Here is a 23,210-nt window from a genome sequence, read left to right as displayed (position 1 = left end):
CGCCCCTTACCCCAGATCCCCCAGCCGCGCCTGCAATGCCGCAATCGCGGCCAGGCCGGCGGTTTCCGTGCGCAGGATGCGCGGCCCCAGCTGCAGGCCCTGGAAACCGGCCTGGGCCAGCTGGTCGCGGTCACGCGGCGACCAGCCACCTTCCGGCCCGATGGCGATCACCACGCCCCCCGCCGGTGCGGCCTGCAGCGTGGACAGGCGATGGCTGCCCAGCGGGTCCAGGGTCAAGCGCAGGGTGTCGGCCGGCAACGCTGCCGTTGCCTGTGCCAGCGACAGCGGCGTGCCCACCGCCGGAATGCGCGCACGCCCGGACTGGCCACAGGCCGAGGTCACCACGTTGTTCCAGTGCGCCACGCGCTTTTCCGCGCGGGCGGCGTCCAGCTTCACTTCGGTACGCTCGGCATTCACCGGCACGATCGCCGCCACGCCCAGCTCGGTGGCCTTCTGCAGGATCAGGTCCATCTTCTCGCCGCGCGCCACGCCCTGCAGCAGGGTGATGGCCAGCGGCGATTCGTTGCCAACCGCCTGAACGCTGTCGATGCGCACCTGTACCTCGCGCTTGCCGGCCATGGTCAGCACGGCGCTGTAGTCGTGGCCATCGCCATTGAACAGCACGCAGGCATCGCCTTCGCGCAGGCGCATCACCCGTACCAGGTGGTTGGCGGTGTCTTCGGGCAGCGTCAGGGTCTGGCCGCTGTGCAGCGGCAGGTCGATGGGACAGCGGGTCACGCGCATGCAATTGCCTCGTCGATGGCTGCCAGCGTGGTGTGGGCCAGCAGTTCCAGTTGTTCGTCGTCCACACAATACGGTGGCATCCAGTACAGCACATCGCCCAGCGGGCGCAGCACCACGCCACGTTTCAGCGCCGCCTTGTAGGCGTGCAGACCCAGCCGCAATGCCGGGTCGAACGGCGTGCGGCGATCGCCGTTGCGCGACAGTTCAAACGCCACCACCATGCCGGCCTGGCGCACATCGGCCACGTGCGCATGGTCGGCCAGCGGCGCGGCCAGGGCGCCCATCACCGAGGCGATGCCGCGGTTGCGCGCAATCACGTCCTCGTCGCGGAAGATGTCCAGCGTGGCCAGGGCGGCCGCGCACGCCAGCGGGTTGCCGGTATAGCTGTGCGAGTGCAGGAACGCGCGCTCGCGTGAATCGTCCAGGAAGGCGTCGTACAGCGCCTGCGTGGCCAGCACCGCGGCCAGCGGCAGGAAGCCGCCGGTCAGGCCCTTGGACAGGCACATCAGGTCGGGCATCACCCCGGCCTGTTCACAGGCGAACAGGGTGCCGGTGCGGCCAAAGCCGGTGGCGATTTCATCGGCGATCATGAACGCACCGTGTGCGTCGCACAGCTCGCGCACCCGTTTCAGATACACCGGGTCGTGCATGCGCATGCCGCCGGCGCACTGCAGGCGCGGTTCCAGGATCACCGCGCAGATTTCGCCCGGGTGCTGGTCGAACAGCGTGGCCAGACCGTCGGCGGCCTGCAGGGCGCGCTCAACGGCGCTCTGTCCGGGCTCGGCCAGGTAGGCATCGGGCGAGGGCGCGAACAGGCCCTCGGCCAGCAGCGGCGCATACACGCGGCGGTACAGCGGGATATCGCCCAGCGCCAGCGCCCCCAGGGTTTCGCCGTGGTAGCCGTTCTCCAGCGCGATGAAACGCGTGCGCCGGCGCTCCCCGCGGTTCTGGAAATACTGGAAGGCCATCTTCAGCGCCACTTCCACCCCGGCAGAGCCGTTGTCGGCGAAGAACACCTTGGCCAGCGGGTCGCGCCCGATCTGGCGCGGTGCCAGCGCCAGCAGGCGCTCGGCCAGGGTGATCGCCGGTTCATGGCTGAACCCGGCCAGCATCACCTGCTCCAGCTGCCCCGCTTGGGCGGCAATGGCGCCGCCGATGCGCGGTTCGGCGTGACCGAACAGGTTTGTCCACCAGCTGCTGACCGCATCCAGGTAGCGGTTGCCATCGTGATCGATCAGCCAGGCGCCCTGGCCGCGCGCGATCGGCACCAGCGGCAGGGTGTCCGGGTGCTCGCGCATCTGCGTGCAGGGGTGCCAGAGCACCTGCAGGTCGCGTTGCCGCCACTGCCGGGCCAGCGGGGAAGGGGTTGGGTCTGCTAGCATTTCGGGCTCATGAACATGTTGCTGCCTGCCCATTCTATCGGCCCCGGCGCGCGCGCCGCCCGCCGTGGAGAGTCCGAATGACCGATGACCGCGCCAGCCGTCGCCTGCCGATCATCCATCGGATCACCGACGAGGAAAACGGCCCGTTCCAGCGCCAGCACCTGGACCTGGAGTTTTCCAACGGCGAACACCGGCGCTTCGAGCGCCTGGTCAGCCGCGGCCATGGCGCGGTGGTGGTGGTGCCGATGCTGGATGACCAGACCGTACTGCTCGTTCGTGAATACGCCGCCGGCGTGCACCGCTACGAACTGGGCCTGGTGAAGGGCCGCATCGATGCGGGTGAAACCCCGGAACAGGCCGCCGACCGCGAGCTGAAGGAAGAGGCCGGTTACGGTGCGCGGCGCGTGGACGTGCTGCGCGCGATGACCCTGGCGCCGACCTACATGAGCCACCAGTCGTGGCTGGTGGTAGCCCGCGACCTGTACCCGGAAAAGCTGGCGGGTGATGAGCCCGAAGAGCTGGAAGTGGTGCCGTGGAAGCTGGCCGAGCTGGACCAGCTGATGCTGCGCGAAGACTTCTCCGAAGGCCGTTCGCTGGCTGCGCTGTTCATCGCGCGGCAGTGGCTGCAGGCGGCCCGATGATCAAGCTGACCACCGAACTGCGCGAGACCGCCATCGCCATCGCCCAGGAAGCCGGGCAGGCGATCATGCAGGTCTACAGCAGCGGTTTCGACGTGACCCTGAAGGCCGACGACAGCCCGGTCACCGCGGCTGACTTGGCCGCCGACCGTGTCATCCAGCAGGGCCTGCGCCAGCTCACCCCGGATCTGCCGATCCTTTCCGAAGAATCGGCGCTGGTGCCCTGGGAACAACGCCAGCACTGGGGCGCCTACTGGCTGGTCGATCCGCTGGATGGCACCCGCGATTTCGTCAAGCGCAACGGCGAGTTCAGCGTCAACATCGCGCTGATCTATCAGGGCGCACCGGCGTTCGGCGTGGTGCAGGCGCCGGTCACCGGCATCGTCTGGCACGCCATGCGCGGCGAACTGGCCTACCGCCGCCAGGGCCTGCATGACACCGTGCTGCGCACACGCACGCCTGCCACCACGCCGTTGCGGGTGGCGGCCAGCCGTTCGCACCGCTCGCCGGAAACCATCGCGCTGCTGCAGCGCATGGGCGACATCGAAACGGTGGTGCAGGGCTCGTCGCTGAAATTCTGCCGGATCGCCGAAGGCGGTCTGGATGTCTATCCGCGGCTGGGTCCCACTTCGGAATGGGACACCGCCGCCGGCCAGTGCGTGCTGCATGCCGCCGGCGGTGCCGTGCTGTCGGCGCATACCGGCAAGCCCTTCCGCTACAACCGCCGCAGCACGCTGCTCAATGGCGATTTCATCGCCCTGGGCGACACCAGCCTGCCGTGGCGCGACTGGTTGACCGACTGAACCTGGAGGCTGCATGAGCGATACCCCCACCGCCGGCAGTGCCGCCAGCACCGAACTGGAGCGCCTGCTGGGCATCATGGCGCGCCTGCGCGATCCGCAGGGCGGCTGCCCGTGGGATCTGCAGCAGGATTTCAGCACCATTGCGCCGTACACCATCGAAGAGGCCTATGAAGTAGCCGATGCCATCGATCGTGGCGACTTCGATGATCTGTGCGATGAACTGGGCGACCTGCTGCTGCAGGTGGTGTTCCATGCGCGCATGGCCGAAGAGCAGGGCAGCTTCGCCTTCGCCGATGTCGCCCGCGCGATCAGTGACAAGATGCAGCGCCGCCACCCGCACGTGTTCGCCGATGTGAACGTGGACGACGCCGATGGCGTGATGCGCAACTGGGATGCGATCAAGCGTGCCGAACGTGCGGCCAAGGGTGACCAGGATGGCTCGGCGCTGGCCGGTATCTCGCGCGGCCTGCCCGAATGGCAGCGTGCGGTGAAACTGCAGGCACGCGCCGCGCGGGTCGGCTTCGATTGGCCCGGCCCGTTGCCGGTGCTGGACAAGGCCGCCGAGGAACTGCAGGAACTGCGCGAGGAGTTCGAGCGCGGTGATGTTGCCGGCAACAAGGCACGGCTGCAGGAGGAACTGGGCGACCTGCTGTTCGTCTGCGCCAACCTGGCCCGCCATGCCGATATTGATCTGGGCGCGGCGCTGCGCGGGGCCAACCACAAGTTCGAGCGCCGCTTCCGCGCCATGGAAGCGCAGGCCGAGGCGCAGGGTGAAGCGCTGGCGGGGTTGGACCTGGATGCGCAGGAAGCCCTCTGGCAGCACGCCAAGGCCGCGGAAAAAGCGTGAAAACGCTGGGCCTGTTCCTGCTGACCGCGCTGGCCGAGATTGTCGGCTGCTATCTGCCGTGGCTGTGGCTGCGCAAGGGCGGCAGCGCCTGGCTGCTGCTACCGGCGGCGGCCAGCCTGGCCCTGTTCGCCTGGCTGCTGACCCTGCACCCCACCGCCAGCGGGCGCGTTTACGCCGCTTATGGTGGCGTGTACATCGGCACCGCGCTGTTCTGGCTGTGGCTGGTCGACGGCATCCGCCCCAGCCGCTGGGATCTGCTGGGCGCCGCCCTGTGCCTGGCCGGCATGGCCGTGATCATGTTCGGCCCGCGCGCCGCCACCCCGTGAACGGTAGAGTCGAGCTTGCTCGACTGCTTCTTGCTGCGGCGTCGAACCCTGCTCGGCCGCTTCTGCTCTTCCGTAGAGTCGAGCTTGCTCGACTGCTGGGAATTGTAGAGTCGAGCTTGCTCGACTGCTTTTGCTGGAAACAGTCGAGCATGGCTCGACTCTACAACAGCGGTTCAACGCGGGGCCTGGCAGCCCAGCATGCGCAGGTCGATCGCTTCGGCCATGCGCCGGTAACCCTCGTCATTGGGATGCAGGTGGTCGCGGGTGATGTCCGCCGGCAAGGCTTCCGGCGCCGCCGGGTCACGCAGCGCCGCGTCGAAATCGACCACGCCATCGAAGCCGGTGTCCTTGCCGCGCGCCCACTGGTTGATGGCCGTGCGTGTCGCTGCCGACACCGGCTCGTAGCGCTCTGAACCGCCAAACGGGGTCAGCGTGCCCAACCACGCGCGGATGCCGTGTGCCTGCAGCCGCGCCGCCACCTGCCGGTAACCCAGCAGCATGTCCGCTGCGTTGCGACCTGGCAGCGGCTTGGCGCCCCCGCCGTTGCGGATGTCATTGATGCCTTCGAACAGGATCACCTGATCGGCATCGGCCACCGCGATCACGTCGCGATCCAGTCGTGACAGCGCGCTATGGCTGCGGCCGTGGTCCAGCAGTTTGTTGCCGCTGATGCCCTGGTTGAGCACCACGAAACGGTCGGGGCAGGCCTGTTGCAGGCGCTCGCCCAGCCGCTCGGGCCATTGGTTGAACGAGCCGCGCCGGGCCGTGGCGCCTTCGGTGATCGAATCGCCCAGGGCGACGATCACCTGCGGTCGGTCGGTGCGTTGCACCAGCACCGCGGAAAACACGTTCTGCTGGTAACTCACCTTCACCGCATCGGCCACGCTGGCCTGCGGGCCATCCACCACCCGCACCACCGTGCGGCGCACGGCCGGCCGTGTCGGCTGCGGGAACCACGCGGTCACGCTGATTTCCTGCAGCGCGCCCAGCCGCAGCGGCAGCGGATCGCTCAACAGCGCTGCGCCCACCGGCACCTCGATCTCGCTGCGTCCATCCACCGTCACCGCCAGCGGCGCAGCCTTTCCACCCTTCAACTGCACGCGCACATCTTCCACGCGCAGCGGCGTGGTGCCCAGTTCGTTGCTGATGCGCAGCCGCAGCGCATCGCCACGGCTGCCCACGCGCATGTCCTGGCGTACCGTCTGCGCGGCGAACTGCACCGGCGCCTCGGCCGTGCCGTCCTTGCGGTCCGGCGCCGGTGACGCGGTCCAGGCGGTCACCCAGACCGGTGCGGCCTGGGTGTCGGGGGCGGCCACGGCAGCGCCGAGAGCCAGCGAAAGCAGGGTGATCCAGCGCTGCATGGGAAGGGTCCGCTCAGGTCAGGAGAAGTAGGTGCCGCCGTTCACATCCAGGTTCGCACCGGTGATGAAGGCCGCTGCGTCCGAGGCCAGGAACACCGCCGCATCCGCCGCTTCTTCCGGCACGCCCTGGCGGCGCAGCGGGGTCGCACCGGCTACCGCCGTGCGCACTTCCGGCTTGGTGAATTCATCGTGGAAGCGGGTGGCGATCATGCCGCAGCACAGTGCATTCACGCGGATGCCCTTCGGCCCCAGTTCCTTGGCCATGGCACGGGTGAAGGTCATTACCGCTGCCTTGGCCGTGGCATAGATCGAAGCGCCCGGGCCGCCGCCATCGCGGCCTGCCTGCGAGGCGAAATTCACGATGGCCGCGCCTTCGCCCATGTGCGGCACCACCGCGTGCGTGGTCAGGTAGGTGGAGGTGAGGTTCAGGTCCATCACGGTGTGGAAGAACGCCGGGTCGATGTCGGCCAGCGGGCGGCGCTGCACCATGCCGCCGGCCACGTTCACCAGCAGGTCGATGCGCTCACCGAACGCGGCCTGGGTGGCGGCCACCAGGCCGGCCACGGCAGCAGCGTCGGTCACGTCGGCGCGGTGCACGATGGCCTGGCCACCGGCGGCCTGGATGGCGGCCAGCGTGTCCTGCGCGCTGGCTTCGTCGTTGGCGTAGTTGATGCACACGCGGGCACCGGCGGCGGCCAGCTTGATCGAGACGGCGCGACCGATATCACGGCCACCACCGGTGACGATGGCCACCTTGTCCTTGAACGACATGCGGGAAACTCCTTGGTTTGTGGGGGAATGAAAAACGTGGGCTCAACGGCCGGGGCGGTCGAGCTTGTGGATCGGGCCGGTCCACCACCACAGCGCGGCCAGCGACAGCGGCACCAGGGCGGCGACAAGAATGAAAATGGGCGCGTAGGAATGGCGGGTCAGCACCGGCACCAGCCAGGTGGTGATCAGGGTGCCGGCCACGGCGGCCAGTCCACCCAGGCCGGCCAGGGTGCCCACCGAACGACCGTCGAACAGATCGCCCGGCAGGGTCTGGATGTTGCCGATTGCCACCTGGAAGCCGAACAGCACCGCGGCAATGGCCAGCACCGCCAGCAGCGGTTGGTTGGCCAGCACTGCGCCCAGCAGGGCCGGGGCCATGATCACGCAGCCCAGCGAGATGGACAGCTTGCGCGCGCGGTCCACGCTGTGCCCGGCGCGGATCAGCCGGCCCGACAACCAGCCACCGCTCAGGCTGCCCAGCATGGCGCCGACGAAGGGCACCCAGGCGAACAGGCCGATCTGCTTGATGTCAAAGCCGAACGTTTCGGCCAGGTAGATCGGCAGCCACGAAACGAACAGCCACCAGATCGGGTCCAGCAGGAAGCGGCAGGCCAGCATGCCCCAGCTCTGCCGATGGGCAAGCAGCGCACGCACGCTCACCTTCGGCGCGGCCACCGCCTGCTGCCCGGCCTGGTCTTCCTGGATCAATCGGCGCTCGGCGTCGCTCACCCAGGGGTGCTTGTCCGGGCCGGCGCGGTAGACGAACAGCCACGGCAGCAGCCACAGGAAGCCGATGGCACCAACCAGCACGAAGGTGCCGCGCCAGCCCAGCCACAGGTACAGGCCGGCAATGGCTGGCGCAGAGACAATCGCGCCCACCGACGCACCGGCATTGAACACGCCCTGCGCCAGCGCCCGTTCGCGCGCCGGGAACCATTCCGCATTGGCCTTCACCGCGCCCGGCCATGCACCGGCCTCGCTGATGCCCAGCATCGCGCGCACCAGGCTGAAGGACAGGATCGAATGGGTGACCGCATGCAGGGCGATGGAGATCGACCACACGCTGATCGACAGGGCAAAGCCCAGCCGCGTACCGATCATGTCGAACAGGCGGCCGAACAGGAACTGGCCGGCCGCGTAGAACAGCATGAACACCGTTACCAGCAGCGCGTAATCATCCTTGGTTGCGCCCACTTCCTTGGCGATCTCCGGCCACATCACCGCCAGTGCGTTGCGGTCGATGTAGTTGATCACCGTGGCCACCGCAATCAGGCCGACGATCAGCCAGCGCACGGCTGACCGCACCGGCACCTTGCGCAGGCTGGACACCACCGCCGGGCCATTCATCGCGCGTCACCCTTGCTGCGGTCCATGCGCGCGTGGCTGCCGCTCCAGCGGTAGGCGTGGCCGTCGACGGTCACGCTGTGCTCGCCCTTGGCGGTGCTGTCGTCGGCCACGCCCAGGGCGATGCGCGCACCGCTGGCCAGGCGCAGTTCAATCACCTCGGCATCGCTGCCACGGCCGCGCACGATCTCCTTGATGCGACTGTCGGCACCGTGCACGTACTCGGCGGTGCCGTTGTACTCGCCATGCGGCTCCAGCACGCTGTAGAAGGTCACATCCTTCTGCCCGTCCACGCGTTGCAGCAGGGCCGGTTCGCGGCGCAGGTTGAATTCCGGATCGTTGGCGCCGCTTTGCACCAGCAGCGCCTGTGCAGGCGCACTGCTGCCGAAGCGATAGGTGTAGAAGCGCCCATCCAGCAGCCAGGCCAGCGTGCGCGGTTCGCTGCCAGCTTTGCTGCGCGCATCCAGCCACAGGTGCTGGTAGCCGTTGTCGCTGCCCAGTACCGGCCGCTGCGCCGGGAAATGCTCGGCCTCGAAGCCGGTGGTGACGATGTGGCCGTTGAAGTGCAGCGGCAGGTCGTAGCGCGCGGCCTTGTCGCCGTGTACCTGCAGCAGGTCCAGCACTACCGGCAGGCCCAGTTCGGGGTGGCGCAGCAGTGCCTGGGTGCGGGTGAACACCACGCCGGGGTAGGCATCGCGCATGCTGGCCGAGGCAATCTGGGTATCGGCGTCGGCCTGGAAGAAGCGCACCTGCGGCGCATGTTCTTCGCCGCGCTTCCAGTCGCCCTTGAAGTGGCTGGTCTCGTTCACCACCAGGGTGTTGTGGGCCACGGTCTGCTTGGCCCAGCTGCGGTTCTCGGCCAGGTAGATGCCGCCGCGCTTGGCTTCCACGTTCAGGAAGCGGGCCGCGCCGTAGTCGGTCACCACCGGGTTGCCGTTGTCATAGAACAGCCAGTTGAGCTTGTCGAAATGCCCATGGCCCATACCCTGCATGGTGTCTTTCTGCACCAGCGCCTGGCCGCGTTCACCGTTCATGCGCAGGATCGCCAGGCCACCGCGGTCGCCGGCCGGGCCATCGCGCAGCAGCATGGGCCGGAAGTCGAAGGGTTTGGCCTTGTTGGCCGCCAATGCCTGCGCCACCTGCAGGCCCTCGGGTGAAAGCAGCAGCCGTTTCTGTTTCTGCGCTACCGACAACAGGCGATCATCGCCGCTGCGCGCATAGGCAATGCCGATGCCGGCCACCAGTTCCTCGGTGTCGATGCCCTTGTCCAGGATCGCATCGTTGATCGGGAAGAACAGGCCGTCATAGCTGGTCTGCACCAGCACATCCACCGCCTTCAGCAGCACGCCATCGCGGCGCTGGAAGATCTTCCGCTGCGGTTCGTTGCGCTCGATGGCATTGGCGAACAGCAGGAACGGCGCCAGCGCATAGCGCTGGTAGTACGGGCCTTCTTCGTAATAGCCATCGGGCGAGAACAGCAGGTCGACCTGGCGCAGGAAGCCGAACTGGTCATTCTTCTGGCTGCCACGCAGCGATTTTTCCACCAGTTCCTGGTCACGCAGCACATAGCCGGTCATGCCGGTGGCCGCGACCGCCCAGGTCGCATGGTTGTGGATCTGGTCGTAGTTCTTCGGCTCGCTCACCAGGAATTCGGCCATCGGCCGGAACACCTGTGATTCGATGGTCTGGCGGTCGGCGGCGGGCAGCGCATCGCGGATCGCGTCGTAGCCCTGGATCGCGTTCACCAGCCACACCGAATCGTTCAGCACCTGCCAGAACACGCGGCCGGGAATCTGCCCGCGGCCTTCGGGGTGCGGGCCCAGGGTGGGGTAGAGCTTGGCGTACTGCAGCAGCATGTCGCGCGCGTAGTCGACATAGGCCTTGTCACCGGTCAGCCGGTACAGCGTGCCGGCCGCCAGCAGTGCCTGGTAATTGCGCTTGTGCTGTTCGTGGGTGCGGCCGCCGCCCTTGTCCTTCGGTACCGGCACGTCGATGCCGGCCTTCATCATCTTCTTCAGCGACTTTTCCGCACGCGCCTGCTCCTTGGCGAACCAGGGGTAGCGGCTGCCTTCGCTGGCCATCTGCTGCCACTGCGCAGCGGTCACCAGCACCGGTGTGGTGTCGGCTTGGCGTGCGGCGGGCGCAGGTGCCGCGTGCAGCGGCAGGGCTGGCAACACGGCAGCGGGCAGGGCCAGGGCCAGGGAAACGAACAGCGGCTGCAACCTCATCGATCAACTCCGGTGTTGGTGCGTGACAGGGCAACCTCGCCCACCTTGGGGTACCAGTCCACCCCGGTTGCTTCGCGCGCCGTCATCGTCAATGCCGCCTCGGCACCCACGGCCGGCAGGGCAGGGCTGGGCACCCACAGGCCGCTGGCGGCCTGTTGCAGGGTGACGGTGGCACTGGCCACCCCGCCGGGAAACACCGTGCTGGCCTGCGGTGACTGCAGGTTGCCGGCGAAGGTGATGCCCGCCAGCGAACTGGCGGCGGTGGGGGGATTTTTGCTGTTGCGGTTGACGATCAGGTTGGCGCTGAAGCGGCTGTTGCTGGCGGCCACGTCCAGGCCCTTGGCCGGATCGTGGCCGACGCCGAAGCTGATTTTGGCCACATCCACGAAGGTGTTGCGGCTGATCGTGGCGTTCACTACCGGCGCGTAGCCAGACAGCGGCGGGCTGGCCTGGGCGTCCATCACCGCCAGCGCGGCGCGGTTGCTGGAACCGGCCAGGCGCTCGAAGTAGTTGTTGCTGACGGTCTGGTCGGCGTTGATCACGCGCACGCCGCCGGTGCCGGCCTTGTCATCGCCCAGGAACACGTTGTCCAGCACGCGGTTGCCGTTGCCATGGCGCAGGGTGAGCGCACCGGCCGAACGGTAGAACACGTTGCCGCGATAGGTATTGCCACCGGACTTGTTGCTGATGATCTCGGTTTCGCCGTCGCAGCCTTCGAACCAGTTGTTCTCGATGGTGCTGTTGGAATCGCTCAGCGAGGTATCGCTGGTGCCCACGCGTATCGTCTCGCCGCCGTTCACGCCCAGCGCCGGGCGCGGCCCGAACCAGGTGTGGTCGATGCGGTGCTGGTTGTCCAGGCCCTGGGTGGCATCGCGCACCACCACCACGGTCGGGCCGGCGTTGGTCTTGCCGCGCAGCTGGCTGTGGTCCAGGCGGTTGTGGCTGCCGTACAACGAAACCCAGTAGTCCTGGTCGCTGGCATCGGGGTTGCTGTAATCGTCGATCACCAGCCCGGTTACCCGGCTGTGGGTGGCCACGGCCTTGCTCGATTCGCGGAAGGCCACTACCGAATCGCCGGGGGTGTAGCCATCGCGGAACACCAGGTTGGACACCTGCAGGTAGCTGCCCGCCAGGCGAAGATCGGAGCGACCGCTCAGGATCACCTTGCCCGGGGTCTGCGCGCGCAGCACGATCGGCGCCGCCGCCGTGCCCTGTCCCTTCAGCAGCAATCGGGTGTCGGTCCAGGTGCCATCGGCCAGCACGATTTCATCACCGGGCTGCAGGGCGGCAGCCGCGGTGGTGAACTCGGCGGCGTCGTGCACCAGCCAGCTGGCGGCCTGCGCCGAAAAAGTGGACAGGCACATTGCCAGTCCAGTGGTCAGGCAGGAAACCGAAAATGGTTTGGAACGGCGGTGCGGTAGCGATAAAGGGCGCATGCGAACCTTCCAGGGACAGTGTGAGTGTCGTTTCGGGGCGGGTATGTATACCAATTCGGGGTCTTTTGTAAGCCAGCTTTCGCGCAAAGTCATGCTGCATCAGCACATAAGTTGGCCGTGAATTGGTCTGAAACAAAGGTATTAAGAAAAACCCAGTCCAATTGGTTGACAACTTGCCATCGGCGTGCCGAAGCTGCGTCCCACGCCTGCCATCCAGGCGATCCTTTGGGAGGAGGAGACCATGCGGCGAACCGCCGGAGCAGTACGCAACACCTCGTTGTGCCCTACGCCACTGATCGTGGCACTGCTGGCAGCGCTGGCGGCCGTGCCTACCGTACAGGCGCAGTCGGCCGCGCAGGACCAGGACGCGACCACGCTGGACCAGGTGCAGGTCACCGGCATCCGCGAATCCATGCAGAGTTCGATCAACAAGAAGCGCGACGACACGGTCATTGCCGATGTGCTGTCGGCCGATGACATCGGCGATCTGCCGGCACCGTCGTTGGCCGATGCCATCGAAACCCTGACCGGCGCCGCGTCCACCCGTGACAAGACCGGCGCTTCTGAAATTTCCATCCGCGGCCTCGGCGCGTTCCTCAGCAGCACCAATTTCAACGGTCGCGAGATCACCAACGGCAGCGGCGATCGTTCGGTGAACTTCAACATGTTCCCGGCCGAGCTGGTCAACACGGTGGCCATCTACAAGACCCAGCGTGCGGACATCATCGAGGGCGGCGTGGCCGGCACCATCGGCCTGGAAACCGTGCGTCCGCTGGAATACGGCAAGCGTGCGGCGCAGATCGACCTGCGCGGCAGCTGGGCCGAGTATGACAAGAAGTACCGCGACGACGATGGCATCGGCTACCGCGGCACCGCCAGCTACATCGATCAGTTCGAGTTCGGCGATGGCCAGAAGCTGGGCATCTCGCTGGGTTTCCAGCGGCTGGACGGCACCGATCCGGAAGAAAGCATCACCAGTGGCTCCACCTGGTACGCCTGCAACGGCGCGCAGAACGTGGCCAACGCCAACTGCAACGAAGTAAGCGCGCAGGCCATCGCCAACGGGGCGCCGTACTACCTGGTGCCCAGCAGCCGCATCTACCGCTTGAAACAGGAACGCAACGACCGCCAGAGCGAGTTCGCCGCGATCCAGTGGCGGCCCAACGATGTGGTCGAGCTGAACGTGGACTTCGAGCATACCGACCGCAACTGGTATGAAAACCGCAGCGACCTGAGCCTGTCCAACGCCCGCCGCGGCATCACCCAGCGCGAGGTGGACGAGAACGGCATCGTGCGCCATCTGCACGGCAGCACCTCCATCGATTCCACGTCCAACCGCTACTGGCGCGGCGAGGAGTACACCGGTGGCGGCCTGAACCTGATCCTGCGGCCCAGCCCGGCCTGGGAACTGACCACCGACCTTTCCTACTCGCATACCAACCGCCTGGACAGCGAGCGCATGACCCGCCTGCGCGCCAACCAGCGCGACGTCAACAACGCCGTGGTGCCCGGCATCAGCAGCGGCGCCACCGGCTACGTGGACTACGACTGGGATTGGCACGGCGAGGTGCCCAGCATTGCGCTGGCGCCCAACTTTGACGTCAACAACTGGGATGCGTATTCGGGTGCGGCGCGGGTGACCTCCAGCGCCACCGAGAACGATCACAAGATCAAGGCCGGCCGCTTCGATACCAGCTTCACGCCCGAGTCGGGCTTCTTCACCCGCATCAAGGGCGGGCTGCGCGCCAGCCAGGCCGACTACCGCCTGCGTGACAACACCCTGGTCACCGACTACGACCCGCGCGTGGCCGCCGACAAGGCGAAGATCATCGCGGCGAACCAGGCGTGCCGTGCGCCGTTCCCGCAGGACGACTTCATGGACGCCTCCAGCGGCAACACGATCTCGTCCTGGGCGTACTTCGACCCGGACTGCCTGTACCAGTCGTCCCGTGGCAGCCTGGCCAGCGGCCTGGATCCGGATTTCCAGGATCCCAACAACGTCGATGTCACTGAAAAGACCCGCGCGCTGTACCTGATGGGCGAATTCAGCAGCACCCTGCTGGGCCTGCCGGTCAGCGGCAACGTCGGCCTGCGCTGGGTGAAGACCGATGTGCGTTCCGAAGGCGTGCGCACCGATCTTCTGGTGCTGGACAACGGTGATGGCACCCTTCGCCTGCAGCCCACCGGCAACTACACCACCCAGGTGTTCAAGGCCGGCAATGACAAGCTGCTGCCCAGCCTGAATGCCGCCTTCGAACTGCAGCCGGACCTGCTGCTGCGGGTGGGCGCCTACCGGGCGATGTCGCGTCCGGATATCGCCGCGCTGGGGGCAGGGCGCACCATCAATGTCAGCAGCGATGCCACCTACAGCGACCTGGCCGACGCGCTGGATGACATCAGTGCCAGCGGCAACCCGGCCGCGCAGCCGTTGATGTCCTGGAACGGCGATCTGTCGCTGGAGTGGTACCCGAACCCGGACACGATGCTGGCCGGTGCGGTGTACTGGAAGCAGTTCAACGGCGGCACCGCCACCGCGCTGGTGCCGGAAACCTACACCCTCAACGGGCAGACGGTGACCGTACCGGTGCGCCAGCAGGTCACCACCGATGAGGACAGCACGCTGACCGGCTTCGAGCTGACCGCCACCCACCGCCTGTCCTATCTGCCCAAGCCGTTCGACGGGCTGGGGTTCAAGGTCAGCTACAACTACGCCGATGCCGATTACCAGACCCAGGATTCGCGGTTGGGCGAGCAGGTAGCCGCCGATGGCAGCATCATTCCCGCCATCGTGCCGCCGGCCGGGCTGAGCGGTTTCTCGCGCCACGTGCTGTCCGGCTCGATCTACTGGGACGTTGGCCGCTTCAACATCCAGGCCATCGGCAAGTTCCGCTCGCACTATTACCAGGATTTCACCGGCAACACCGCGCAGCAGAACCGCTATTACGATGACAACACCAGCGTGGACCTGCGCATGCGTTACCGGGTCAGCAAACAGCTGTCGCTGTCGTTGGAGCTGATGAACCTGACCAACGAACCGCGCGTGGCCTACCAGCCGCTTTACGGCAACTTCCGTGAAGTGGTGAGCTACGGGCGACGCGCGTATTTCGGTGTACGATACAAGTTCTGAACAGGGCGGCGCGGCCACAGGTCGCGCCGTCGCTCCAACCGGACCCGCACCGTGCACGGTGGCCCGGGACGGGCCCGGAGGGAACCGCCAAGGGTCAGCCGCATGTCCGCCAACCGTCTCTACCAGACCATCGCCGCCAAACTCCGCTCGTTGATCGAGGGCGGTGAATTCCCGCCGGGTTCGCGCCTGCCGGGCGAGCGTGAGCTGGCCGAGCGTTTCGGCGTCAGCCGGGTGACCATCCGCGAAGCCGAGATCGCCCTGGAAGCGCAGGGCTGGATCGCCATCCGCATCGGTTCGGGCGTTTACGTGAAGCCGCGACCGGCGCAGGCCAGCGGCGGCCTGCCCGATGTCAGTGCCTTCGACCTTACCGCTGCCCGTGCCGTGTTCGAGGCCGAAGCGGCGGCGCTGGCGGCCGGCAACATTGATGAAGCGGGCATCGCCGAACTGCAGGTCCTGGCCGAAGCCCTGTGCCGGCGCGACCTGACCGATGCCGAGGCGGGCGACTTCGATCGCCGTTTCCACCTGACCATCGCGCGGCTGTCCGGCAATCCGGTGGTCGAATATTTCGTGCAGCAGATCTGGCGCATGCGCAGCGAGCTGCCGCGGGTGACCGAGGTCTACGCGCGGGTCTGCCATGACGACGGCGCCAGCCGTGCCGACGAACACATGGCCATTTTCGAAGCACTGCGCAGCCGCGATCCGGTGGCCGCGCGCAATGCCATGCGTCATCACTTCCAGCGTCTGTTCGAGGCGATGCTGGCAGCGACCGAAAGCCAGGCCCTGGAAGAAATCCGCCGCCGCACCCAGCAGGACCGCGAACGGTTCCTGGCCACCACCCGCATCTGAGGGGTTTCAGCCAACGGCGCAGCCCCTCGTGGGGTGGCCGCTTGTTTTCTGCGAATTGGGTCGGGCGGGTTGGGTTCGCGGGGGACGCCGTAAATCCATCCGTGGAGGCTTGGCCGCGGCATCCATGCCGCGGACACCCCCGCGAACCCAACCCGCCCGACCCCCGACAGTTTCCGTGCGCGTCCAGCCCACGGAAGAAAGATAAAGAGCGAAAAGCAAAAGCCAGCTCCCCGGGGTCGGAGCCCTTTCCGCAGGAAAGGGCTCCGACCCCTCTCCATATATATATCGACATCCCATTCCGCTCTTGCCCTTGCCTTTGCCGTCCGTCACCGGTGAACCCGGAAGGGTGGGGCGGTGTGGGGTGGCGGGACCGCAGGCGCCATGGATGGCGCCTACGAGCCCCCATGGATGGGTTTACGGCGTGTCCCGCCACCCCGCACCGCCCCGCCCAAGCCAAGACATCCCAGAGCCGAAGTGTTCTGGCTCTGGCTTTGGCTCTGCGCTCTGGCATGTAGAAAGCGCCGCCGGCCGCAGGCCGGCCCAACACACACACCACCCCCGCTGCGCTGCGGCACGCCTGCCGCCGACCGATCTGGGATAATGCGCGTTCTTGTTTCCTCTGCTGCCGGACCCGGTCATGACCCAGAAGACGCTGCTCAACGATACCCACCGCGCCCTCGGCGCCAAGATGGTCGATTTCGGGGGTTGGGACATGCCCATCCACTACGGCTCGCAGCTGGACGAACACCACCTGGTGCGCCGCCAAGCCGGCGTGTTCGACGTCAGCCACATGACCGTGGTCGACCTGCGCGGCGAGCAGGTCAAGCCGTTCCTGCGCCGCCTGCTGGCCAACTCCATCGACAAGCTGAAGGTGCCGGGCAAGGCCCTGTACTCGTGCATGCTCAATGCCCGTGGCGGCGTCATCGACGACCTGATCGTCTACTACCTGGCCGACGACTTCTTCCGCATGGTGGTCAACGCCTCCACCCGCGAAAAGGATCTGGCCTGGCTGCGCGAACAGGCCGCACCGTTCGGCGTGAGCGTGGAGCAGCGCCCGGACCTGGCCATCCTGGCCGTGCAGGGCCCGCAGGCCCGCGACAGCGTCGCTGGCCTGGTCGGCGGCGCCGACCGCGAGGCGCTGGCCAAGCTCACCCGTTTCGCCGCCCTGCAGGTCAAGGCCGACGACGGCGTTGACCTGTTCGTTGCCCGTACCGGTTACACCGGCGAGGACGGCTTCGAGATCCTGCTGCCGCAGGACGCGGTGGTCGCGTTCTGGAACCGCCTGATCGACGCCGGCGTGAAGCCGGCTGGCCTGGGCGCGCGTGACACGCTGCGTCTGGAAGCCGGCATGAACCTCTACGGCCAGGACATGGACGAGGAGATCAGCCCGTATGAAGCCGCGCTGGCCTGGACCGTGTCGCTGGACGAAGGCCGCGACTTCATCGGCCGCGATGTGCTGGAGGCGCAGAAGGCCGCCGGCACCGCGCGCCAGATGATCGGCCTGGTGATGGACGAGAAGGGCGTGCTGCGGCACGGCCAGGCGGTCACCACCGCCAGCGGCCAGGGCGAGATCCTGTCCGGCACCTTCTCGCCCAGCCTGGCCAAGGGCATCGCGTTTGCCCGCGTGCCGGCAGGCGAACTGGGCCAGGTGACCGTGGACATCCGCGGCCGCCAGGTACCGGTGCGCGTGGTCAAGTTCCCGTTCGTGCGCGAAGGCCAGGCCCAACCGGGCGTGCTTGCCGACGCGTGATGCGAACGTGCCGGTCGTCACTGACAGCAGTGGCGGCCGGTTGGTTACACTAGCCCCGTTCTTTCCACACCCCTGTATTCCTGGAGCAGTTCCATGAGCGAGATCCCCGGCGACCTCAAGTTCCTCAAGTCCCACGAGTGGGCCCGCGTCGAAGGCAATGGCCGCGTTACCGTTGGTATTTCCGACCACGCCCAGGGCCTGCTGGGTGACCTGGTCTATGTCGAACTGCCCGACGTCGGCGCCGACGCCAAGGCCGGCGAGCAGATCGCCGTGGTCGAATCGGTGAAGGCGGCTTCGGACGTCTACAGCCCGATCAGCGGCAAGGTGGTCGAGGTCAACGCGGCGCTGGCCGACAAGCCGGAAACCATCAACGAAGATGCCTACGGCGAAGGCTGGATGTTCGTGGTCGAGCTGTCCAACGCCGAAGAGCTCAACGAGCTGCTGGATCCGGACGCCTACGCCGAAGCACTGGAAGACGAGGACCACTGAGTCCTGGTTTCCGGCGAACACCAGCGGCCACCTTCGGGTGGCCGTTTTCGTTTCTGCACCCGCGTCTGCCAGGACCGAAGGTGCGTGTGCCGGGTGCGCGTGGCGGCCATCGCTGCGCGCGAACGATGCGTTCGGGCTTGCGCAGTTTTGCGCAAATCCGTGTTTCGGCACCCGCGGAACCGCGCCCGGATGTGAAAAGTTTTTGCCCCCGTTGCGGGTCCGTTTGGAGAGCGGCTTCCGCTATCGTGCGGTAGCCACGCCGATCGCACGTGCATGCTGCGCCAGCCACTGCCTATCAACGCAGAGTGCTTATTTCAAGTGTTTTTTATTCAAGGTGCGGCTTGCCGCGTACGCCGTCGCGCTGCGTTGCACCGCTCCAGCAGGCACGCGGCGGGTGCTGCCGGGCCCGCAGCGGGCGCGCCGCCAAGGCGCCGCGATGTGAAAATTTTTCGCGGGGGTTGTTGACAGTAAAAAAAACCGTGATTAGGTTTCGCCTCAGCAGACCTTGCCTGCCCAACCGAGTGCGCCGAATCAATCGTCCGATGCGAAGCAATCCCTCCAAGACCACCGCGATCCTCAAGACGGTGGACAGGGCCCTGCTTCCCCCGGAGAAACGCACGGCACTTTCCTTTCCGATGTCCGTCCCGCCGACCGGGGCCGACATTGCCGCATCCGTAACGGCGCGCCTGACGCGCCGGCGGTCCCCGCACGCAGCATCGGCGGGTTTGATCCACCTGGGCGTTTCAACTCCCTATCACTGACGAGGAGCCATCCCATGGCAACCAAGAAAGCTGCGAAAAAGAAGCCCGCCGCCAAGAAAGCGGTGAAGAAGGTCGCGAAGAAGGCCGCTGCCAAGAAGGCAGTGAAGAAGGTCGCGAAGAAGGCAACGGCAAAGAAGGCGGTGAAGAAGGTCGCCAAGAAGGTCGCCAAGAAGACCACTGCGAAGAAGGCAGTGAAGAAGGCGGCGAAGAAGGTAGCCAAGAAGCCGGCAAAGAAGACCGCGAAGAAGGCCGTCAAGAAGGTCGCCAAGAAGGCAGTGAAGAAGACTGCCAAGAAGGCCGCCAAGAAGACCACCGCCCGCAAGCCGGCCAAGAAGGTCGCCAAGAAGGCAGTGAAGAAGGCCGTCAAGAAGACTGCCAAGAAGGCCGTAAAGAAGACCGCGAAGAAGGCCACCAAGAAGGCTGCCCCGAAGAAGGCAGCGAAGAAGGTTGCCAAGCGCAAGCCGGCCGCTCGCAAGAAGAAGGCCGCTCCGGTTGCTCTGCCGGCCACCCCGGCACCGCTGATCTAAGTTCCATCCCGATCGCCGTACCCTGAAACCCCTTCCCTGTTGCCCAGCAGGGAAGGGGTTTTTTTATGCCCGCGCCCACTGCCTCGCCCTTGTAGAGTCGAGCTTGCTCGACTGCTTCACCGCCCTTGTAGAGTCGAGCCATGCTCGACTGCCCCACCGCCTTTGTAGAGTCGAGCTTGCTCGACTGCTTGGCTGGTCAGTCGAGCAAGCTCGACTCTACGAAGCCAGAGCAGTCGAGCAAGCTCGACTCTACGAAAGCAAAAAGGGCGACCCGCAGGCCGCCCTTTCCAGGTTCACCGGCGTGTGCCGGCTCAGCGCGGCGAGGCCACCGCGCGGTTGCTCGAAGCACCCTTGCCCTTGCGCTTGTCCTGCGCCGGCGCAGCACCGTCGGCCATCAGGCTGTCGCTGCCGAAGTCGGTATCCACGTCCAGCCAGCGCTGCGCGGGCAGGCCCAGGGCCGAATCGAGCACGGTCGGCAGCAGGCCGCTGGGCAGGCTGCTTTCGCCGTTCCACATGATCGCAATGCCCAGGTCGCGTTCGGGCACCAGCGCCACCAGGCCGCGGTAACCCTGCACGGCGCCGGCATGGAACACCACGTCGTGGCCGGCGTAATCGAACGTGCGCCAGCCCAGCGCGTAGCCGGCCGAATGCAGGCGCTCGCGGCGCCAGCCCGAACGCATCTCGCCCGGGGTGTTGATCAGGCTCGAATGCAGGGTGGCCAGCAGCGGTGCCGGCAGCACGTCGGGGCGGTGGCCGGTGTGGGCCAGCAGCCACTGCGCCATGTCGCTGGCGCTGGCGTTCACGCCTGCCGCCGGCGCGACGCGGTAGTAGGTCGGCTTCGGGGTCAGCGAGACCCAGCCGTTGCGGCTGCGCACGTGCGGACGCGCCCAGCGCGAGCTGGCCTGGATGCCGGCCAGGCCCATGCTGGCATCGTTCATGCCCAGCGGCTTGAAGATGCGCCGTTCCACGGACTGTTCATAGAAGCTGCCCGACGCGGCATAGACCACATCGCCAATCAGGCTGAAGGCCACGTTCTGGTACGCGTAGCAGTCACCCGGCAGGCACTTCAGGCCGGTGTTGGCCAGCTTCTGGGTCAGCGTGTAGTACTCGGCGTTGCCTTCGATGTCGCGGTCGTAAGCGTTGTAGGGCAGGCCCACGCGGTGGCTCAGTACGTCGGCCACGGTCAGGCGGTCGGTCGCTTCCGGCGAATTGAGCCGGAAGCCGGGCACGTAGTCGGTCACCTTGCTGTCCCAGCGCAGCGTGCCATCGTTCACCAGCAGGCCGGCCATGGTGCCGGCGAAGGCCTTGGACAGCGATGCCAGGCGGAACACGGTGTGGGCATCGACCGGCAGCGGGTTGTTCACATCGGTCACGCCATAACCGCGCGCGCTGATGACCCGGCCGCCCTGCACGATGGCCACGGCCATGCCCGGCACGCGCTCGCCATAGGTCAGCTGCTGCGCCATCGATTCGATGTTGGCCACGTTGAACCCGGCTGCCGGCAACTGCACCTGCGGCACCAGCCCGGTGCGGTAGGCGGCCGGCTGGGTGTGGGCCACGCTGTGGGATTCGATGTTGGCCGGCAGCGGCGGCAGCGGCGGCGGCGTCTGCGCGGTGGTGGACAAGGCAACGGGCATGAGCATGCCCAGCAAACCAGTGGTCGCCGATCGGATCGGACGACGCAGGCTGTTCTTTTTCATCGAGGAGACCCGTGCGCGACTGCTGGAGTCGATTCTAGCGCCGCTTTTCGCCTATGCACAAACAAAGCGAAGATGAATGCGCATCTCGTTGAAAAAGTTGGATTTTTGACGCTTGTTTCGCCCGCTGCGACGGGTCCCGGCAGGGCGGCTGCAACGCTCGGTTCTGCCGGCCCTGCAGCACCCGGCTGGCGATGTTGCAGTGCATTGGCTAACGTACGCGCTTCATCGCCCCGGAGCCTGCCATGCTGCTGTCCAACCGCCGTTCGCAGGCGAGGGGAACCGCGTGAGCGCGGCACGCAACAACGGTGCACTGCGCGGCCTGGTCGCGGCCCTGCGCGAATCGCCGGCGCTGTGGTGGTCGTTCCTGTACTTCTTCTGCCTGCTCAGCGGCTATTACGTGCTGCGCCCGGTGCGCGAGGCGATGGCCGCCTCGGCCGATCTGGAAACGGTGTTCCCGCCGCTGCTGATCAGCTGGTTCGCCAGCCATGGCATCGCCCTGAAGGACTTCGTCCTGCAGTTCCTGTTCACCTGCGTGTTCCTGATCATGCTGGTGCTGCAGCCGGTCTACGGCTGGCTGGTCAGCCGTTTCCCGCGCCGGGTGTTCCTGCCGGTGGTGTATGGCTTCTTCATCGTCACCCTGCTGGGCTTCTACGCGCTGTTCGACAGCGGCGTGCCGGGGCGGGGCATGGCCTTCTTCCTGTGGGTGATGGTGTTCAACCTGTTCGCGGTGGCGGTGTTCTGGAGCTTCATGGCCGATGTGTTCACCAACGCCCAGGCGCGCGCCTGGTACGGCTACATCGGCGCGGCCGGCACCGTGGGCGCGTTCCTGGGCCCGATCATCACCAGTGCGCTGGCCCAGCGGGTGGGCATCGCCAACCTGATGCTGGTGTCGGCCGGGTTCCTGGTGGTCTGCCTGTTCTGCATCTGGCGGCTGCGCCACTGGGCGGTGCTGCGTGAGCGCGAACAGCAGCTGGTGTCGGGTGAGCAGCCGATGGGCGGCAGCGTGCTGGATGGCCTGAAGTTGATCGCGCGCGAACCGCTGCTCCGCTGGCTGGCGGTGCTGGTGGTGTTCGGCGTGGGCGTGGGCACCCTGCTGTACAACCAGCAGGCCAGCATCGTGCGCGCCGCCTTCACCGATCCGGCGGCCAGCACGGCGTTCTTCTCGCGCATCGACCTGGCGGTCAACGCGCTGACCCTGCTGCTGCAGCTCAGCCTGACCCGCTGGCTGCTGTCACGCCACGGTATTGCGCCGGCGCTGCTGATTCCCGCATTCGCCATCCTGATCGGGTTCTCGGTGCTGGCCGCCTCGCCACTGCCGATGATGGTGGCGGTGGTGCAGGTGATGACCCGCGCCAGCGAATTCTCGCTGTTCAAGCCCGCGCGCGAGACGATCTACACCCGCGTGGACCGCCAGTGGCGCTACAAGGCCGGCGCGGCCATCGACACCGTGGTCTACCGCGGCGCCGACCTCAGCTTCACCTGGGTGCACAAGGCGCTGTCGCTGTTCGGTTCGCACGTGGTATTCGTGGGCGGCATCCTGGCAGCGGCGTGCATGACCGCCGCCGCGTTCGGCGTGCTGCGCGAAGAGAAGAAGCTGCCGCGCGACCGCTGAGCCGCGCGGGGTCGGATCCCTCTCCTACGGAGAGGGCTCTGACCCCATCACCCCATCCATCCATCCAAGGAACCGCCCATGTACTGGATCGCACTCGCCCTGACCCTGCTGGTCGCCCTGCTGCACGTTTACTTCCTGGTCCTGGAAATGTTCCTGTGGACCCGTCCGCTGGGCCTGAAGACGTTCCGCAACACGCCGGAAAAGGCCGAGATCACCCGCGTGCTGGCGGCCAACCAGGGGCTGTACAACGGCTTCCTGGCTGCCGGGCTGTTCTGGGGCCTGTTCGACCACCTGCCGATGCTGGTGAACTTCTCGCTGGGCTGCGTGATCGTGGCCGGCTGCTACGGCGCCTGGAGCGTGAACAAGCGGATCTTCTTCATCCAGGCAGTGCCGGCGGTGCTGGCTGCCGTGGCATGGTGGTTTGTGCCGGCGTGATCGCTTGGTAGAGTCGAGCTTGCTCGACTGCTTTTCGGGCACCCCAGTCGAGCAAGCTCGACTCTACGGGGGCGGTGCACAAA

19 protein-coding genes are annotated in these 23,210 nt (G+C 66.8%); 11 read left to right on the top strand and 8 right to left on the bottom strand.

The annotated features are described in order from the left end of the window. Positions 1-6 precede the first annotated feature (6 nt). Entirely contained in the window at positions 7-744 is a 738-nt protein-coding gene (locus C1933_RS14970) for a 16S rRNA (uracil(1498)-N(3))-methyltransferase (protein ID WP_108753890.1), read from the bottom strand. Continuing rightward, positions 735-2,126: an adenosylmethionine--8-amino-7-oxononanoate transaminase gene (bioA, locus tag C1933_RS14965; protein ID WP_234414541.1), complete on the bottom strand. Its 1,392-nt coding sequence runs from the start codon at positions 2,124-2,126 to the stop codon at positions 735-737. Before bioA ends, C1933_RS14970 begins: the two co-directional genes overlap by 10 nt. A 77-nt stretch (positions 2,127-2,203) precedes the next feature. On the opposite strand from bioA, the gene nudE reads away from it, so the two are divergent. From nudE to C1933_RS14945, 4 genes are read left to right on the top strand one after another with little or no spacing between them, the layout of a single operon-like run. Beyond that, entirely contained in the window at positions 2,204-2,767 is a 564-nt protein-coding gene (nudE, locus tag C1933_RS14960) for an ADP compounds hydrolase NudE (RefSeq protein WP_108750809.1), read from the top strand. Continuing rightward, on the top strand, positions 2,764-3,567 hold the full coding sequence (gene cysQ, locus C1933_RS14955) for a 3'(2'),5'-bisphosphate nucleotidase CysQ (protein ID WP_108753888.1): 804 nt from the start codon (positions 2,764-2,766) through the stop codon (positions 3,565-3,567). The genes nudE and cysQ overlap by 4 nt, the downstream gene beginning before the upstream one ends. A gap of 13 nt (positions 3,568-3,580) precedes the next feature. Next, positions 3,581-4,414: a nucleoside triphosphate pyrophosphohydrolase gene (gene mazG, locus C1933_RS14950; protein ID WP_108753887.1), complete on the top strand. Its 834-nt coding sequence runs from the start codon at positions 3,581-3,583 to the stop codon at positions 4,412-4,414. Further along, the gene (locus C1933_RS14945) at positions 4,411-4,740 is read left to right on the top strand and encodes a YnfA family protein (protein ID WP_108753886.1); all 330 of its coding nucleotides are present in this window, start codon (positions 4,411-4,413) and stop codon (positions 4,738-4,740) included. Before mazG ends, C1933_RS14945 begins: the two co-directional genes overlap by 4 nt. 173 nt (positions 4,741-4,913) lie before the next feature. Here the strand turns inward: C1933_RS14945 and C1933_RS14940 are convergent, their stop codons facing one another. From C1933_RS14940 to C1933_RS14920, 5 genes are read right to left on the bottom strand one after another with little or no spacing between them, the layout of a single operon-like run. Continuing rightward, positions 4,914-6,101 carry a GDSL-type esterase/lipase family protein gene (locus C1933_RS14940; RefSeq protein WP_108753885.1) on the bottom strand — a complete coding sequence of 396 codons (1,188 nt, stop codon included), beginning with the start codon at positions 6,099-6,101 and terminating at the stop codon, positions 4,914-4,916. Positions 6,102-6,119: 18 nt separating this feature from the next. Then, positions 6,120-6,872: a glucose 1-dehydrogenase gene (locus C1933_RS14935; protein ID WP_108753884.1), complete on the bottom strand. Its 753-nt coding sequence runs from the start codon at positions 6,870-6,872 to the stop codon at positions 6,120-6,122. A 42-nt stretch (positions 6,873-6,914) separates the two neighbouring features. After that, a complete protein-coding gene (locus tag C1933_RS14930; protein WP_108753883.1) occupies positions 6,915-8,219 on the bottom strand; it encodes an MFS transporter in 1,305 nt (434 codons plus the stop codon). Continuing rightward, positions 8,216-10,444, bottom strand: a complete 2,229-nt coding sequence (locus C1933_RS14925; protein ID WP_108753882.1) for an oligoalginate lyase — start codon at positions 10,442-10,444, stop codon at positions 8,216-8,218. The genes C1933_RS14930 and C1933_RS14925 overlap by 4 nt, the downstream gene beginning before the upstream one ends. Then, positions 10,441-11,808, bottom strand: a complete 1,368-nt coding sequence (locus tag C1933_RS14920) for a polysaccharide lyase 6 family protein (protein ID WP_199911375.1) — start codon at positions 11,806-11,808, stop codon at positions 10,441-10,443. The genes C1933_RS14925 and C1933_RS14920 overlap by 4 nt, the downstream gene beginning before the upstream one ends. 313 nt (positions 11,809-12,121) lie before the next feature. Here C1933_RS14920 and C1933_RS14915 point away from each other — a divergent pair, with 313 nt between their 5' ends. The 5 genes from C1933_RS14915 to C1933_RS14895 all read left to right on the top strand — a co-directional run bounded on the left by C1933_RS14915 (position 12,122) and on the right by C1933_RS14895 (position 19,380). Continuing rightward, the gene (locus tag C1933_RS14915; protein WP_108753880.1) at positions 12,122-15,007 is read left to right on the top strand and encodes a TonB-dependent receptor; all 2,886 of its coding nucleotides are present in this window, start codon (positions 12,122-12,124) and stop codon (positions 15,005-15,007) included. Positions 15,008-15,109: 102 nt separating this feature from the next. Beyond that, positions 15,110-15,853 (top strand): FadR/GntR family transcriptional regulator, encoded by a 744-nt coding sequence (locus C1933_RS14910; RefSeq protein ID WP_108753879.1) that lies wholly within the window; start codon positions 15,110-15,112, stop codon positions 15,851-15,853. A gap of 637 nt (positions 15,854-16,490) precedes the next feature. Further along, complete coding sequence (gene gcvT / locus C1933_RS14905) at positions 16,491-17,603, top strand: glycine cleavage system aminomethyltransferase GcvT (RefSeq protein ID WP_108753878.1); 1,113 nt, start codon at positions 16,491-16,493, stop codon at positions 17,601-17,603. A 93-nt stretch (positions 17,604-17,696) separates the two neighbouring features. Further along, the gene (gene gcvH, locus C1933_RS14900) at positions 17,697-18,092 is read left to right on the top strand and encodes a glycine cleavage system protein GcvH (protein ID WP_108753877.1); all 396 of its coding nucleotides are present in this window, start codon (positions 17,697-17,699) and stop codon (positions 18,090-18,092) included. A 775-nt stretch (positions 18,093-18,867) separates the two neighbouring features. After that, positions 18,868-19,380, top strand: a complete 513-nt coding sequence (locus C1933_RS14895; protein ID WP_108750796.1) for a histone — start codon at positions 18,868-18,870, stop codon at positions 19,378-19,380. A 311-nt stretch (positions 19,381-19,691) separates the two neighbouring features. Here C1933_RS14895 and C1933_RS14890 read toward each other — a convergent pair whose 3' ends face one another. Next, positions 19,692-21,080: a serine hydrolase domain-containing protein gene (locus tag C1933_RS14890; protein ID WP_108753876.1), complete on the bottom strand. Its 1,389-nt coding sequence runs from the start codon at positions 21,078-21,080 to the stop codon at positions 19,692-19,694. Between the two features lie 283 nt (positions 21,081-21,363). On the opposite strand from C1933_RS14890, the gene C1933_RS14885 reads away from it, so the two are divergent. Together C1933_RS14885 and C1933_RS14880 are read left to right on the top strand one after the other, a co-directional pair. Then, positions 21,364-22,692, top strand: coding sequence for an MFS transporter (locus tag C1933_RS14885; protein WP_108753875.1), 1,329 nt, complete (start codon positions 21,364-21,366; stop codon positions 22,690-22,692). A 78-nt stretch (positions 22,693-22,770) separates the two neighbouring features. Further along, positions 22,771-23,127: a DUF1304 domain-containing protein gene (locus C1933_RS14880; RefSeq protein ID WP_108753874.1), complete on the top strand. Its 357-nt coding sequence runs from the start codon at positions 22,771-22,773 to the stop codon at positions 23,125-23,127. The last annotated feature ends 83 nt before the right edge of the window (positions 23,128-23,210 follow it).

The sequence above is a fragment of the Stenotrophomonas sp. ZAC14D2_NAIMI4_6 genome (assembly GCF_003086875.1).
Classification (GTDB): domain Bacteria; phylum Pseudomonadota; class Gammaproteobacteria; order Xanthomonadales; family Xanthomonadaceae; genus Stenotrophomonas.
This window is presented reverse-complemented; position numbering and strand designations above follow the sequence as displayed.

Bases quoted from the DNA above. Each gene is read 5' to 3' on its own strand.
- C1933_RS14970 (WP_108753890.1), bottom strand. From the start codon at position 744: ATGCGCGTGACCCGCTGTCCCATCGACCTGCCGCTGCACAGCGGCCAG.
- bioA (WP_234414541.1), bottom strand. From the start codon at position 2,126: ATGCTAGCAGACCCAACCCCTTCCCCGCTGGCCCGGCAGTGGCGGCAA.
- nudE (WP_108750809.1), top strand. From the start codon at position 2,204: ATGACCGATGACCGCGCCAGCCGTCGCCTGCCGATCATCCATCGGATC.
- cysQ (WP_108753888.1), top strand. From the start codon at position 2,764: ATGATCAAGCTGACCACCGAACTGCGCGAGACCGCCATCGCCATCGCC.
- mazG (WP_108753887.1), top strand. From the start codon at position 3,581: ATGAGCGATACCCCCACCGCCGGCAGTGCCGCCAGCACCGAACTGGAG.
- C1933_RS14940 (WP_108753885.1), bottom strand. From the start codon at position 6,101: ATGCAGCGCTGGATCACCCTGCTTTCGCTGGCTCTCGGCGCTGCCGTG.
- C1933_RS14935 (WP_108753884.1), bottom strand. From the start codon at position 6,872: ATGTCGTTCAAGGACAAGGTGGCCATCGTCACCGGTGGTGGCCGTGAT.
- C1933_RS14930 (WP_108753883.1), bottom strand. From the start codon at position 8,219: ATGAATGGCCCGGCGGTGGTGTCCAGCCTGCGCAAGGTGCCGGTGCGG.
- C1933_RS14925 (WP_108753882.1), bottom strand. From the start codon at position 10,444: ATGAGGTTGCAGCCGCTGTTCGTTTCCCTGGCCCTGGCCCTGCCCGCT.
- C1933_RS14920 (WP_199911375.1), bottom strand. From the start codon at position 11,808: ATGTGCCTGTCCACTTTTTCGGCGCAGGCCGCCAGCTGGCTGGTGCAC.
- C1933_RS14915 (WP_108753880.1), top strand. From the start codon at position 12,122: ATGCGGCGAACCGCCGGAGCAGTACGCAACACCTCGTTGTGCCCTACG.
- C1933_RS14910 (WP_108753879.1), top strand. From the start codon at position 15,110: ATGTCCGCCAACCGTCTCTACCAGACCATCGCCGCCAAACTCCGCTCG.
- gcvT (WP_108753878.1), top strand. From the start codon at position 16,491: ATGACCCAGAAGACGCTGCTCAACGATACCCACCGCGCCCTCGGCGCC.
- gcvH (WP_108753877.1), top strand. From the start codon at position 17,697: ATGAGCGAGATCCCCGGCGACCTCAAGTTCCTCAAGTCCCACGAGTGG.
- C1933_RS14895 (WP_108750796.1), top strand. From the start codon at position 18,868: ATGGCAACCAAGAAAGCTGCGAAAAAGAAGCCCGCCGCCAAGAAAGCG.
- C1933_RS14890 (WP_108753876.1), bottom strand. From the start codon at position 21,080: ATGAAAAAGAACAGCCTGCGTCGTCCGATCCGATCGGCGACCACTGGT.
- C1933_RS14880 (WP_108753874.1), top strand. From the start codon at position 22,771: ATGTACTGGATCGCACTCGCCCTGACCCTGCTGGTCGCCCTGCTGCAC.